This window comes from Gracilimonas sp., from assembly GCF_035704785.1.
Taxonomy (GTDB): domain Bacteria; phylum Bacteroidota; class Rhodothermia; order Balneolales; family Balneolaceae; genus Gracilimonas.
In genome coordinates this window covers 1-14,517 of record NZ_DASSWP010000237.1, presented here as the reverse complement: position 1 = coordinate 14,517, position 14,517 = coordinate 1, and the positions used below count along the sequence as shown (strand labels likewise).

The following is a 14,517-nucleotide window of genomic DNA, read 5'->3' as shown; positions in this document are numbered from 1 at the left end:
GTCCTTATTGTGAATGGGCCTATTTCTTAACCGATGAAACATTTCTTCTCTTGGATATCTGTATAAATGTTCCTCTTCCAAATCATCCAAGTAAAGCTCAAATGGTTCTTCTTTGTGATTTTGTTGGACTCGAAAAAGTATATTTTGATATGGTGTTTTTGTATTTTCCTCTTTAATAACTTCGATATAAGGTTTCTTTCTTTTGTCTTCCTTATTTCTCAGATGTAAAGTTAATTTATCGAATTGAAATCGGTCAAGTGTGTAGAAATCTGCTTCTAGCGTTGCTGCGATCAAATTAATTATTGTAGTTTTTCCAGATCCATTAACCCCGATTAAAAAATTTTCTTGTTCTTTAAAGGATATTGTTACTGTCTTATCTCCCCAAAATCCTAAAATTTCGACCTTTTCGATATAATTCATAAATATTTAACTAAGAGGTATAATTATTCAATTCAGACATTATAAATTTTTTTGAAGTAATGAAACCATATTATTTGAACTAAGACCACTAACGGCCCAGCGCATAACGGGCGCGGAGATTATGAGTTAATAAACGACTAAAAAGTTAAAACAAGCAACCCCGGAAACCGAAGCTTTGTCCGCGTCCCAGTTAATGCGCTTGTTAGGCGTTGACTATGTGATTAATGAAATGAAAACACCTGCTATAATTAAGAATACACCAAAAGTAATGTAGTTCTTATTATTCGAATGGAACTTTTCATAGTCCCAGTTTTTCATCCCATTTCTAAAGAAAATGAGTAACCACTTAATGCAATAGAACAACAGAAACCCAAACCCAGCACTGAATATGACTAATTCTAATACTTCCATTGTTTCTTTATCCATTTTCGGAGACGCCTAACATATAATTATGTGGAATGAAGAAAGGTGCGAAAATTCCTTATAAAAATGCAAATGAATTAATTACAAGTCCCTGATATGTATTGAAATATGTTATCGGGAATTTTTATAAAAATAATTCCTGATAATATTTCCTGATAAAATCTGCACCTAGTATTAGACAATCCCCTCACTTCCCATGAATGGCATTATAATCCTTGATCACTGTTTCCAGGAATTCATCTCCCCGCAGGTCATGATCTTGTACCCCTAAACGGTCTTCAATTTTCTTGCGGGTTTTCTGGAGCATGAGGAACCAGTTGTCAAAGTCATACTGGGAGCGGGAATCGAGTACTTCTCTGATGATGCGAATGTCTTTGTCGGTCAGCTCGGCCACCTGCGGGAATATCGGCTCATAGGAATCTGCAACTTCCGCAAACAAGGTGTTATCCAGCTTCACATTCTTGCGCTCTTTGATCACGCAGGTCTTCCCTAAGATATCCCCGATCCGCTGACCTTTTCCATTCATGATCACGGTAACAAAAGCCAAGACTCCGCTTGTCATTGTAATTTCAACCAACCGAAACATCCAGCGAACCAAATATCCGCTCAAAGTGGCGCGGGTCCCATCCACTTTCACAACCCGTATACCAACGATCTTTTTACCAATACTGTATCCGTTTGAGATCACTTCAGAGATCAGGTGATACAACATCATAGGAAGTGCAAGTACGATGTATAGTGTCCACACCGAGTCCTGTATGTTACTCTCAGCATTGGGGCCAATGTCATTCACATATCCCCAGATCCATATCACCACCAAATAGTAGATCCCGATAAAAAACCCGTCCAGGAAAAATGCGAGGATACGCTCTCCCACTCCTGCCGGTTCGTAGCTTAGTTTTACATGCTGAGTGGTTTCAATTCCTACCATATGGATCACGGATTTCGCAGATTACACTGATCTGATTTATGATTAACTATTTCCGGGATTATCGGTTTGACGTTTCCAAATCCGTCAGATTGAAAAACCGGAAATCTGTTCGTGTCGATTACTGTGGATTTACTATCTTCTTTGCGAACAAAACGAGCGTGAAGTTATGTTCATGCTCGGTAAAACGAAAGCGGATTAATCCATCTAAATGAGAGAAGTTGCCTTCTTAAGGAAAAATGCAGACAAGTGGAAGAAGTTCGAGGAGCTTCTCAAGGATAAGTCGAATAATGATCCCGACCGGCTGGCTGATCTCTACACAGAACTCAGTGCCGACCTGGCGTATGCACAGGCCAATTATCCCGGTAGTAAGACAGAAAAATACCTGAATCAGCTTTCCGTGGCCGTTCATAACGAGATCTACCGCTCCAAAAAAGAAGAATCCGGCCGGATCATTACGTTCTGGACACAGGAGATTCCAACTCTTTTTGCCGGCAAGCAGAAAGAAATGCTTTACAGTTTCATTGTTTTCAGCCTTGCCATTGGCATTGGTATCCTCTCTTCGATGAATGACCCTTCCTTTGTGCGCTTCATAATGGGAGATGCCTACGTGAACATGACCATCAGTAATATTGATGAAGGCGATCCGCTGGCAGTTTATAAAAAAGCGGAAGAGATGGATATGTTCTTCGCCATTACCATTAATAATGTCCGCGTTTCCTTTTATGCTTTTGTCAGCGGGCTATTGACTTCTATCGGCGTTGGGGTGGTTTTACTAAATAACGGAGTGATGGTGGGTGCCTTCCTGCACTTTTTTGCCCAATATGATCTGATCGGGGAAGCCCTGCGGGTGATCTTTATTCACGGCACCCTCGAACTTTCTGCTATTGTGATAGCCGGAGCAGCCGGGTTTGTGGTCGGAAACGGAATTCTTTTTCCCGGAACCTACTCCCGCAAAGACTCCTTCATGAAGGCCGGGCGACAAGGATTAAAAATGATCGTGGGATTGGTCCCTGTTTTCATCGCTGCCGGTTTTCTTGAATCCTTTGTGACACGATACACGAATATGCCGCTATGGTTGAGCTTATTGATAATTTTAGGTTCCTTAGCTTTTATTCTCTATTACTTTGTGATACTTCCAATGAAAATTAAAATGAAAAAATGAACGACTTCAAGCTTCAAAAATACCGGGATCTGGGTGCCATTTTAACCGATTCCTTCGTCTATATAAAAGTTCATTACAAAAGCCTTGGCAAAGCGCTTTTGTTTTTTGTGCTTCCTTTTTACCTGATCTCCGGGGTACTGGTGGGCAGCGCCTATACCTCATTTTTTTCAGCTTTGATGAATAATCCGGATGTAAGCGAAGAATCACTTCTCAGCGGCGGTTTTATTCTGGGATTCTTACTTCTTGCTTTGTCCTCAGGTGCTTTGCTCACCGTGGCTATGACCCATGTACAGCTCGCTAGAAATAACGGAGAAGTCATTCTTTCGGAGCTTATTGATGAGTTCGGGAGAAATTTCATCACCTTGGTTGCACTCTATATTCTGATCATTCTCGCAGTGATTCCCGGCTTCTTGTTTTTCATTATTCCCGGAATCTACATTGCCATCAAGTTTTTTGTAGCCCCTGCCGTTGCCATCCTCGAAAAGAAAAATCCTATCGAATCCCTTAAACGTTCCTGGGATCTTGTTCAGGGACACTGGTGGTTTACTTTCGCCACTTATCTTGTAATGAACATGATAACCACGTTTATGTCGTACGTACTCATTATTCCGATGAGTATTTTTATAGGCTTTATGAGCGCAACCGGAGTCGATTCAAATGAGGCCATCGGAATGGGTGTTGGTGTTTTTTACGGACTGATGGTCGTGGTGGCTTCACTGTTTTCTGTATTGATGCTGATCGCAATGTGCCTGCACTATTTTAATCTTATCGAACGAAAAGAAGGCGTTGGATTACGTCAGCAAATTGAGGAGCTGGGTTGATCAGATCCATTAACCGGCATACCCCTTCAGCCAAGTAATATGAATGTTAGTCACATCACATATTTTCTTTTCGGTTTCTGCCTGATCCTGATGACCCCCGGTTCAGCTTTTGCGCAAAATTCAGGTTTGGCTGAGATCCCCTCGGATAGCAGTGAAGTGAATGTGCGAACAGTGGATTCTGATACTTTAAAAGACGTAACCTCAGAACAGGTTTTTGAATACAATGAAATAGCCCAAAACCCTGACTCTCTGATGAGCCGTGTCTATCGCTGGCTGTTTCAGGTTATCCGAAATATCATGGATAATCCATGGGCTTCGGTTGTCATCAGGTTCATCTTTTTTGTGATCTTTGCGTTGGTATTGCTCGCACTCATCAATCAGATCCTTGGAGGAAATTTGACCACTGCCTTTTCCAAAAAGAAAGCCAATGATCCGCTCTCTCTGAATATTAAAAACACCACCCTTAAGCAAACCAATTATGATGAGCTGCTGAACGAGGCTCTCGCTGAAAGCCGTTATCGGGATGCTGTCCGGCTTCTATACCTGAAAGCACTGCAACAGCTTAATGAAGCCGAACTTATTGCGTGGAAAGCCGACAAAACCAATCACGATTATCTGCGAGAACTGGGCACACACCCTTCAAAACCTGCTTTCTCGCGCCTTACTTCTTATTACGAATATATTGAGTATGGAGATTTCAGAATCGAGAAAGCCGGATTCCAAAACGTGCAGGATATTTACCGGGAATTTCATAAAACGGCGAACCGGTCATGATAAAGAAAGAACGCACATATTATATCATTCTTGGGGTTCTGGTCTTTGTTTTTATCCTTTTTCAGATCCTAAAACCCAAACCTCTGGATTGGACCGAAAGTTTTTCCGGAGAGGATAAAATTCCTTACGGCGGATATATCCTTCATGAATTACTGCCCTATACTTTTTCCGAAGATGAAGATATCACTATCAATCAGGCTCCTATTTTTGAATACGCTGATACCACTAATCCTGAGAAAAACTGGATCTTCATCAATACAAGCTTTGCTATCGATCAGTTCGAAACAGAGATCTTGCTTTCACAAATTGAAGAAGGAGCAGACGTTTTTATAGCTGCCCGAAATTTTTCCCAGGCCTTACCTGATACTCTGGAATTGACCACCTCACTCAATAATCCATTTTTAGGCGGAGGTTTTATTTTGGATGATGACACCTCCCACGTCAATTTCACCAATCCTTCTCTCAAAAGAGAAAACGGTTTCCCTTACCTTCAAAGTACCACAGAGACCTTTTTCTCGAACATAGATTCCACACTGCAGGTTACAAAACTTGGAACCAACGAACAGGGCAACACCAACTTTTTAAGGATCAGGTGGGGAGAAGGAAATATTTACCTGCACTCAAATCCCACTTTGTTTACCAATTATTTTGTCCGGGAAGAAACGGGGGCAGATTATGCCCTCACCGCTCTTTCCTATCTTCCCAATCGGACTACCGTTTGGGATGAATACTACAAGGATGTACGATCTGCAGGAGGCAGTGTGGTCAGATATGTGGTTTCTGACAAACATCTGAGCTGGGCATGGTTTCTGAGTTTAAGTGGAGTTGTCTTATTTATGATCTTTAGGGCAAAACGGAAACAGCGGATCATTCCTGTGATAGAAAAGCCAAAGAACTCCAGTATCGAATTTACAAAGACCATCGGAAGCCTGTACCTCGAAAAGGGTAACCACAAACTTATTGCCGACAAAAAGATCCGGTTCTTCTTTGATTATATTCGAACTAATCTCGGACTGAATACCCAGGAAATTGATGATCAATTGAAGAAAGATGTCTCACTCCGTTCAGGAATTGATCAAACGGAGGTCTATAGTCTGTTCGATCTGATCGATATGGCATCAGGCAAGGAAAAGATCAGCCAGCAAGAACTGAAATTATTAACCGAAAGAATTGACCAATTCTATAACCAAAGCCAACGATGAGCACTGAAGAGAAAGACCCAACAAACATGCCTTCTGAAAACGAAACCGAAGAATCCGCTCCTTTTGAAAGCAGAACCGATCTTTCCGGAGTGGAAAGCCTGGTGAATAACATCCGCACAGAACTCGGGAAAATTATTGTGGGTCAGCACCGCATGGTTGACCTGCTTATCGCTGCCCTGCTCGCTGACGGACACGTGCTGATCGAAGGCGTTCCGGGTGTGGCTAAAACCCTTACTACCAAATTGCTGGCCCAGACCATCAGCGCCGATTTTTCACGCATTCAGTTCACTCCCGACCTGATGCCGGCTGATGTGATCGGAACCTCCGTCTTCAACCCAAAGACCACCGATTTTGAATTTAAGGAAGGACCCATATTCTCCAACATCGTACTTATTGATGAGATCAACCGCTCCCCTGCAAAAACCCAGGCGGCTTTATTTGAGGTAATGGAAGAGCGTCAGATCACCATAGATGGAAAAACGTATTTCATGGAAGCTCCTTTTATGGTGGTAGCCACTCAAAACCCGATCGAGCACGAAGGGACATATCGGCTACCGGAAGCCCAGCTCGACCGATTCCTGTTCCGCATTGATGTCCCCTATCCTTCTCTGGATGAAGAGGTGAAAATATTATCAGGCAGTTACGCCCGGAAAAATAAACTGGATATCAGTCAGCTGAATAAAGTGATCTCGGCTGAGGAAATTTCAAAGCAGCGGGATGTTGTGGCTTCTGTCCATGTAGAGCCGGAATTGATGAAATATATTGCCGAGGTCATTCAAAATACCCGAAACAGCAGTTCGGTTTCCATCGGGGCTTCCCCACGGGCATCCGTTTTTGTAATGAAAGCCGCGCAGGCCTGGGCTGCCATAAATGGCCGGGATTTCATTACTCCTGAAGATGTCAAAGAAGTGATCAACCCCGTATTGCGACACCGTATCACACTGACTCCCGAAAAAGAAATGGAAGGCATGAAGCCAGATCAGGTGATACAGATGATCCTGGAAAAAGTGGAGGTGCCGAGGTAATAGTTGCACAAAAGTTTCCCCTCCCGGGAGGGGATTAAGGGGAGGGTCGATGCTTGGGAAAGCGATTGGCTTGAATCATACATTACCCTCTCCTTTGTTTCCTCTCCCCGGAGAGGAAGACTCCTTAAATAAATTTTCTTTGAACATGAACCCAATCACCATCTTCAAACAAATACATCTCAGTAACCTGTTTTTTCAGGTATTGGCAGGGGTAGCTCTGACATTTCTGGTTGGGTATTTTGTACCTCCGGTGGGCGCAGTTGGTGAGATTTTCTTTTTCGGATTTGTAATTTTATTTGGAGTTGACCTCATCTTACTGTTCAGTAAAAAAGAACCCCTGTCAGGAAAACGAATGGTTCCAAAGCGACTTTCTAACGGGGACGAAAACACCATTCGTCTTCAGATCTCCAATAATTATGATCTTGGAATCGAAGCTGAGATCATAGATGAGATCCCGCATCAGTTTCAGCTACGTGATTTCAGTATCACCGATAAATTTGAGGCACGCGCAGAAAAGGAGTTTACGTATGACCTTCGCCCCACCGAACGCGGTGAATATGATTTTGGGAACATCAATGTATTCGTACATACCAAGATAGGTTTCGTTAGGAGAAAGATCAGTATACCTGCTCAGCAGATGGTTCCGGTTTACCCTTCCTTTATTCAAATGCGCAAATTTGAGATGTACGCCATTTCAAACCGGTTGACGGATGTTGGTATCAAAAAGATACGCCGGGTCGGACACACCATGGAATTCGACCAGATAAAGGAATATGTACGGGGCGATGATGTCCGCTCTATCAACTGGAAGGCCACTGCCCGGACCAACGACCTGATGGTAAATCAATACCAGGATGAACGTTCGCAAAATGTGATCAACGTGATCGATATGGGGCGCGTAATGAAGATGCCTTTTGAAGGGCTACACCTGCTTGATTATGCTATCAACACCAGCCTCGTGATATCCAATATCGCTCTTATAAAAGATGATAAAGCCGGATTGGTAACTTTCTCCAATAAGGATTCGGTAGTAGTAAAACCGGAGAAAAAACGGACCCATATTCAGCGCATTCAGGAAGCTCTATATAAGCTGAATACCAATTTTCTTGAATCGGATTATGAGCGCCTGGTTGTCTCTTTGAGAAAGCATGTGAATCAGCGCAGCCTGGTTTTGCTTTATACCAATTTTGAGACCTTCTCAGCGATGGAAAGACAACTGCCTTACCTCCAGCGCATTGCCAAAGATCATCTGTTGGTCACCATCTTTTTTGAAAATACTGAGATGACCAAGCTCCTCCACGAAGAGTCTGAAACGATCGGCCAGATTTACACCAAAACCATAGCCGAGAAATTCACTTTCGAGAAAAAGCAGATCGTGAAGGCTTTAAACCAACGGGGTATTCAAACTATCTTTACTCCACCTAAGGAACTATCCGTAAATGCGATTAATAAGTATTTGGAATTGAAGGCACGGGGGTTGATTTAGGAGCGGTCAGCTTTCAGGCTTTAGCTGTCAGCTTTTTAGTATTTTTGATTCAGAAGGAAGGATTATTAGTGCTTATCCGTAATTCAACAAGTGTTCAATAGTGAACACAGAATGTTTCATTTCGGACACTTTTTGAGAAAGAAAGAACTTTAAAGCTGTGTATAGTAGGTTTTTGCTATTTTGGTATAATTCTTGAACATAATTTACTGAGTCGTAAAATGAACTCAACTGTGAGCTCTTCAAATGAAATGAATTATCATGATCAATAACTCTTTCAAATCTACTTTTCGGCACTTCTTGAAAAACAAGCTCTATCTCGGGGTTAATGTATTGAGTCTTGCGGTGGGGCTGATTTGCTGCCTGTTCGCTTTTATCTACATTCAAGATGAATTCAGCTACGATAAATTTCATGACAAGGCTAATCAGGTTTACCGGGTCGAGTATCAAACTACAACCAACGACGGAGTAAGTAACCGATTTGCCAATTTGCATGGAGCCGTTCTTCCTGAAGGGTTGAATTCTATTCCTGAAATTGAACTCAACACTCGATTCGCTCCACACGCAGATCTGAATATTCAAGCAGCCGAAGAGCAATTTGGAGAATACGAGGTGCTTGCTGCCGACAGTAATTTCTTCAAGGTTTTTGATTTTCCTTTTTTAATCGGTGAGCCTTCTACTTCTTTACAAACCCCCAATGCTGTTGTTATTGACAAATCCACAGCTCTCAAGTATTTCAACTCCATTGATGTACTTAGTGAAACACTGATTATTCAATTTCAGGATAATGAAGTTCTGCTTACGATTACAGGTGTTATTGAAGATGTCCCCTCCAATTCCCACTTTCAATTTACTTTGGTTACAGCTTCTCCGGTGTATGAAAATCTATATGGTTTCAGCATGGATGAAGTTCAAATGGGGTACAATTATGTGCAGCTCTTTGACCATGCTGATCCCAATTTGGTTCAGACCAAAATTAATGAACTTTGGCTGTCTGATGATCCTTCATTCCAAGTTTCCTATTTCCTCGAAAAACTAACTGATATCCATCTTTATTCATCCGATCGCGGGGAACTTGAAGCAAACAGCGACATCAAGTACCTCTACTTCTTAGGAGGAATCACTTTTCTAATCCTGATAATTGCCTGCTTCAATTTTACCACACTTGCGATCGCCCGGTCCATAAAACGAACTACTGAAATTGGAGTTCGCAAGGTATATGGAGCATTACGAAATCACCTGATCGGCAGCTTTATAATCGAAGGCTTGGTTTTGGCTTTCCTTGCGTTGGTCATTGCCTACGCATGTTTTTGGGAGTTTCTACCTTTCATTAATTCTCTATCGGGTAAAAGCTTCGCAGCATCTCAATTGACAGACCCTTCTTTTTTAATTGCCACTACATTATTGACTTTATGCATTGGTGGAATTGCTGCTTTATATCCTGCATTCTTTTTGACCGGTAACAAACCATCAGCCCTGCTATTAAAACATTCATCTATTGGGTTTAGAGGGGATAATCTTTGGAGGAGTGTAGTCATAGTACAATTCACGGCCACTCTTATTCTCATTTCAGCAAGTTATATTATCCACCAACAAATTGATTTTATCCAAAACAAAGACCTTGGATTTGAAAAAGAACAGATCCTTACTCTTCCCAACTACTTTTTGGATACTCCGGATGCCTTTCTGCAGGAAATTGAACAACATCCTAATATTGTAAGTACCACCGCCTCATCGTATATCCCGGGAGTTAGCAAAACAAGTGGAACTGCGTTAGTTGAAACCGAGGATAAATCTAACGGTATTACCTTCGATTGGATTTCGGTTGACCCTGATTACCTTACCACCTACGATATTAACTTAATCTCAGGAAGAAATTTTTCTAAGGAAATAACCTCCGATACTACCCAAGCATTTATCATCAACGAGACAGCCGCAAATGTTTTAGGATGGGAAAACCCACTGGACAAATCACTAACTGCTTTTGGAAGTGATGGATATGTTATCGGGGTAATTAAAGATTTCAATTTCTTATCGCTTCACAATAAAATTTCCCCGCTCATCCTATTGTCAAATCCTGATTATTATTTTTCAGTTTCGGTCAAATTTCAATCTGATAAACAGATTTCAGAAACTATTTCATTCATAGAAACCACCTGGAACCAAATGCTTCCAGGAGTATTATTTTCATATGATTTTGTGGATGACCGATTTGCTAATGTTTATAAAACCGAACAGCGAACTCAAACATTATTCTTAATCTTTTCAGTACTGGCTGTCTTTATTGCCATTTTAGGTCTTTTCAGTTTCGCCACTTATTCCATTCAGCAAAAACAAAAAGAAATTGGAATCCGAAAAGTTTTGGGTGCAACCGTTCGAGACATGCTCGGTCATTTTTACCGCGGTTACCTGACGTTCTTAATAATCTCTTCAGTTATTGCCTTCCCCATCGTTTACTTTTGGGCGAAAAGCTGGCTACAAAATTTTTCTTACCATGCCCAATTTGGGCTCGATGCAATTCTTATTCCAGTTCTTCTAACATTTTTAGCCCTCTTGATTTCTGTTAGCTACCAGGTTATCAAAGGAGCTTTAGCGAATCCTGTAGATTCTATTCGGATGGATTAATAACTCACTTTCCCAATGATCTTTTCAGTCTTGAGCGAATGCGGAGACTGAAAAGCTGAGAGCTGAAGCCTGAAAGCTGACAGCTCTCTCTAATAAATCGCAGGAAATTTCTCAGGATCTGTTTCTCTCATTACTTCATAAATCGCTTCGAAAATATCCTCGGCGTTAGGCTTACTGAAATAATCTCCATCAGATGCATAAGCCGGTCTGTGATCGTGAGCGGTAATACATCTTGGCTCAGAATCCAGGTTGAAATAGCCGTCTTGTTCTTCGAGTACTTTTTGAGTGATATAGGCTGAGGCTCCACCGGGTACATCCTCATCTATTACCATCAAGCGGTTTGTTTTCTCCAATGATTTACCAATTACGTGATCCAGATCAAATGGAAGTAGCGTGCGGACGTCAATGAGTTCAATAGAGATCCCCGCTTCTTTCAGCTGTGGGATCAGGCTCTCTACGATGTTAAAAGTAGAACCATAAGAAACTACCGTGATATCCGTGCCTTCCTCAACTACCTCAGGCTTGCCAAGTGGCGTCGTAAACTCACCAAGATTCTCAGGCAGATCTTCTTTGAGCCTGTAACCGTTCAGGGGTTCTATCACAATTGCGGGGTCATCTCCCTGCAGTAAAGTGTTATAGAAACCGGCAGCTTCCGTAAGATTTCTTGGGACGCACAAATGTACCCCTCTTGCTCCATTTATGATCATTCCCATTGGGGAGCCTGAATGCCAGATTCCCTCCAGGCGGTGACCCCTTGTACGTATGATCAAAGGAGCAGCCTGACCGCCTTTCGTTCTATACCTCATCGTAGCCAGATCATCGGAAATACCCTGGAAACAGTATAGTAAATAATCAAGATATTGAATCTCAGTTATAGGACGTAAACCTCGCATCGACATCCCAATACCCTGGCCCAGGATCGTTGCTTCGCGAATTCCGGCATCACTTACACGAATTTCACCATACTTATCCTGTAAACCTTCAAGGCCTTTGTTTACACCGCCTAATTTTCCGGAATCTTCACCAAACACTAGCGTGTTAGGATATTTTTCAAAAATAAAATCAAAGTTATCACGGATTACCAGTCGGCCATCAACACGCTTTGGCTTTTCAGGATATTTCGGTTTTACTTCTTCTACTTTTAAAGGAGACTTATCTGTTTCACTGTACAAGTGAGAACTATATCGTTCTCTGTTCTCTTCCCGGGAGTTTTTAACCCATGCAGCGAGCTCTTGTCGAGCAGAACCGTTATTACCGGCAGTGGCTGCCAATGCATTTCGTGCAGCTGATAGTATATCCTTTCGGATCGCATTCGGATAGTTCTTTAATTTTTTAGCGTACTCACCTGCTTTTTCAACACCTGTCTCTTCTTTCAGCTTATTGATCAGATCAATTACTGTGGCTTTCTCCTGCTTAATGGGATCCATGAAAGCTTTCCATGCCGCCGTTTTAGCTTCCGTTACTTCATCCTGAGCTTCCTGTTCCAGCTCATCGAGTTTTTCTGATTTCGCAATACCATTGTCAATGATCCAGTGGCGGAGTTTATCTAAACAGCAAAATTCCTCTTCCCACTTCAGCCTTTCTTCTGATTTGTACCGCTCATGTGAACCGGAAGTAGAATGTCCCTGAGGCTGTGTAACTTCTACTACATGAACCAGTACGGGCACATGCTCTTCTCTGGCGATCTTGGCTGCCTTTTCATACGTTTCGATCAGCCCTTCATAATCCCAGGCTTTTACAGTCAGGATCTCATATCCGGGTTTGTCCTTGGTTCGCTGAAAGCCACTGAGTACTTCAGAAATACTTTCTTTTGTGGTCTGATATTTCTTTGCGACCGAGATCCCAAATCCATCATCCCATACTGAAACAACCATTGGCAGCTGTAACACACCGCCTGCATTAATTGATTCCCAGAAAACACCTTCCGAAGTACTTGCATCACCGATCGTACCAAAAGCGATCTCATTTCCTTTATTTGAGAATTTCTTCCATTCTTTTCCCTTTAGTGCCTTTTCATTTCTGTACACCTTGGAAGCTTGTGCAAGGCCTAACAAACGGGACATTTGTCCTGCAGTGGGAGAAATATCTGAAGCTGTATTCTTAGATTTGGTTTGATCGATCCAGTTGCCGTCTTTATCTATCAATCGGGTAGCAAAATGGGAATTCATTTGCCGGCCGGCCGAACTTGGATCTGCTTCCACATCGGCATGTGCATAAAGTTGAGCAAATAGCTGCTGTGGAGTAACCTGACCAAGAGCCAGCATCAGCGTTTGGTCACGGTAATAACCCGAACGAAAATCTCCATCCTTAAACTGCTTTGACAATGCTATTTGAGGGATCTCTTTTCCATCCCCAAAAATCCCGAACTTGGCTTTACCTGTAAGCACTTCTTTTCTGCCAATCAACGACATATGCCGGCTTACCCAACCTAATTTGAAATCTCCCAAAATTTCTTTCTTCTGAGCAGCGGTAAACTTCGATTTTGTCGTCTTTTCTTTTGCTTGAGCCATTATGTAATTTTTGTTCTGAAAATTTTAGGAAAGCGCCCTTCCAAACGGGGCGATATAATACGGAAAAGCGCTTTTTTATGAAACAGCCTCTTCCGCCCCTATCGTTCTTTTTGCTTTAAATTTAAGTTAATTTTGAGCTTAGTTTTCCAAATTCAAAATTGACCTTTCCAAGATTGAGTTCAGGCCGGTATATCAATTATTACTCAGTGAAACCGCCTTTGGTCATCTTGATCGGATCGAGGGCTTTTTCGAGTTCCTCATCCGAAAGATCAGTCATTTCTTTGGCCACTTCTTTTAGAGGTCGGCCTTCGGCAAATGCTTTCTTCGCAATTTTAGCTGCCAGATCATACCCGATGATCGGATTCAATGCGGTTACCAAAATCGGATTTCGCCCAACCATATCGGCAATAGCTTCTTTCTTCACTTTGAGTTTGGAAACGGAGCGGTCAGCCAGGTTTCGGGCTGAATTTGCTAAAATATCAATGGATTCCAATAGATTATGTGCCACAACGGGTAACATCACATTCAGTTCAAAATTCCCTGCCTGCCCGCCTATGGTTATCGCAGTGTCATTTCCAATAACCTGTGCACATACCATGGTTAGGGATTCTTCAATAACAGGATTTACCTTTCCGGGCATAATGGATGAGCCGGGCTGCAGTGCCGCAAGTTCTACTTCTCCAATTCCACTGTTCGGGCCTGAATTCATCCATCTAAGGTCATTCCCAACTTTCATCAAGCTTACTGCTATGGTTTTGAGCTGACCACTGAGTTCTACAGGTGCATCTACTGTTGCCTGCGCTTCGAAATGATTTTCTGCTTCGGTAAAAGATTCTCCTGTCAGTTCTGATACTTTGGCCGCGAATTTTTTCCCAAAATCTTTGTGCGTATTAATTCCTGTACCAACTGCAGTTCCACCCTGAGGCAGCTCGCTTACTCTTTCCAGTGCCGATTCTACCCGTTTGATCCCCAATTCAACTTGTCGGGCATATCCGCTGAATTCTTGTTCAATCGTAACCGGCATAGCATCCATCAGGTGTGTTCGACCGGTTTTCACTACGTCAGAATATTCCTTCCCTTTCTTAAGGAATGTCTCTTGAAGATGCTTCAGCGCCGGAATCAAATTATTATTTACTGCTTT

General features: G+C 42.3%; 11 protein-coding genes. 7 read left to right on the top strand and 4 right to left on the bottom strand.

The genetic code is table 11. The annotated features are described in order from the left end of the window. The coding region (locus VFM80_RS13300) for an AAA family ATPase (protein ID WP_395072468.1) at positions 1 to 420 on the bottom strand (420 nt) is incomplete at its 3' end. Between the two features lie 610 nt (positions 421 to 1,030). Continuing rightward, positions 1,031 to 1,774, bottom strand: coding sequence for an RDD family protein (locus VFM80_RS13295; protein WP_395072466.1), 744 nt, complete (start codon positions 1,772 to 1,774; stop codon positions 1,031 to 1,033). 208 nt (positions 1,775 to 1,982) lie between these two features. On the opposite strand from VFM80_RS13295, the gene VFM80_RS13290 reads away from it, so the two are divergent. The 7 genes from VFM80_RS13290 to VFM80_RS13260 all read left to right on the top strand — a co-directional run bounded on the left by VFM80_RS13290 (position 1,983) and on the right by VFM80_RS13260 (position 10,866). Beyond that, positions 1,983 to 2,936 (top strand): stage II sporulation protein M, encoded by a 954-nt coding sequence (locus VFM80_RS13290; protein ID WP_395072464.1) that lies wholly within the window; start codon positions 1,983 to 1,985, stop codon positions 2,934 to 2,936. Then, a complete protein-coding gene (locus VFM80_RS13285; protein ID WP_395072462.1) occupies positions 2,933 to 3,757 on the top strand; it encodes a hypothetical protein in 825 nt (274 codons plus the stop codon). The genes VFM80_RS13290 and VFM80_RS13285 overlap by 4 nt, the downstream gene beginning before the upstream one ends. A gap of 39 nt (positions 3,758 to 3,796) precedes the next feature. Further along, positions 3,797 to 4,531 carry a DUF4129 domain-containing protein gene (locus VFM80_RS13280; protein WP_395072460.1) on the top strand — a complete coding sequence of 245 codons (735 nt, stop codon included), beginning with the start codon at positions 3,797 to 3,799 and terminating at the stop codon, positions 4,529 to 4,531. Beyond that, positions 4,528 to 5,733: a DUF4350 domain-containing protein gene (locus tag VFM80_RS13275; protein WP_395072458.1), complete on the top strand. Its 1,206-nt coding sequence runs from the start codon at positions 4,528 to 4,530 to the stop codon at positions 5,731 to 5,733. The genes VFM80_RS13280 and VFM80_RS13275 overlap by 4 nt, the downstream gene beginning before the upstream one ends. Next, entirely contained in the window at positions 5,730 to 6,758 is a 1,029-nt protein-coding gene (locus tag VFM80_RS13270; RefSeq protein ID WP_395072457.1) for an AAA family ATPase, read from the top strand. Before VFM80_RS13275 ends, VFM80_RS13270 begins: the two co-directional genes overlap by 4 nt. 70 nt (positions 6,759 to 6,828) lie before the next feature. Beyond that, complete coding sequence (locus VFM80_RS13265) at positions 6,829 to 8,244, top strand: DUF58 domain-containing protein (RefSeq protein ID WP_395072455.1); 1,416 nt, start codon at positions 6,829 to 6,831, stop codon at positions 8,242 to 8,244. Positions 8,245 to 8,541: 297 nt separating this feature from the next. Further along, a complete protein-coding gene (locus VFM80_RS13260) occupies positions 8,542 to 10,866 on the top strand; it encodes an ABC transporter permease (protein ID WP_395072453.1) in 2,325 nt (774 codons plus the stop codon). Positions 10,867 to 10,955: 89 nt separating this feature from the next. Here the strand turns inward: VFM80_RS13260 and VFM80_RS13255 are convergent, their stop codons facing one another. Both VFM80_RS13255 and VFM80_RS13250 read right to left on the bottom strand, forming a co-directional pair. Beyond that, entirely contained in the window at positions 10,956 to 13,376 is a 2,421-nt protein-coding gene (locus VFM80_RS13255) for an alpha-ketoacid dehydrogenase subunit alpha/beta (RefSeq protein ID WP_395072451.1), read from the bottom strand. 199 nt (positions 13,377 to 13,575) lie between these two features. Next, on the bottom strand, positions 13,576 to 14,517 hold a 942-nt coding region (locus VFM80_RS13250), incomplete at its 5' end, for a lyase family protein (RefSeq protein ID WP_395072449.1).

Bases quoted from the DNA above. Each gene is read 5' to 3' on its own strand.
- VFM80_RS13295 (WP_395072466.1), bottom strand. From the start codon at position 1,774: ATGGTAGGAATTGAAACCACTCAGCATGTAAAACTAAGCTACGAACCG.
- VFM80_RS13290 (WP_395072464.1), top strand. From the start codon at position 1,983: ATGAGAGAAGTTGCCTTCTTAAGGAAAAATGCAGACAAGTGGAAGAAG.
- VFM80_RS13285 (WP_395072462.1), top strand. From the start codon at position 2,933: ATGAACGACTTCAAGCTTCAAAAATACCGGGATCTGGGTGCCATTTTA.
- VFM80_RS13280 (WP_395072460.1), top strand. From the start codon at position 3,797: ATGAATGTTAGTCACATCACATATTTTCTTTTCGGTTTCTGCCTGATC.
- VFM80_RS13275 (WP_395072458.1), top strand. From the start codon at position 4,528: ATGATAAAGAAAGAACGCACATATTATATCATTCTTGGGGTTCTGGTC.
- VFM80_RS13270 (WP_395072457.1), top strand. From the start codon at position 5,730: ATGAGCACTGAAGAGAAAGACCCAACAAACATGCCTTCTGAAAACGAA.
- VFM80_RS13255 (WP_395072451.1), bottom strand. From the start codon at position 13,376: ATGGCTCAAGCAAAAGAAAAGACGACAAAATCGAAGTTTACCGCTGCT.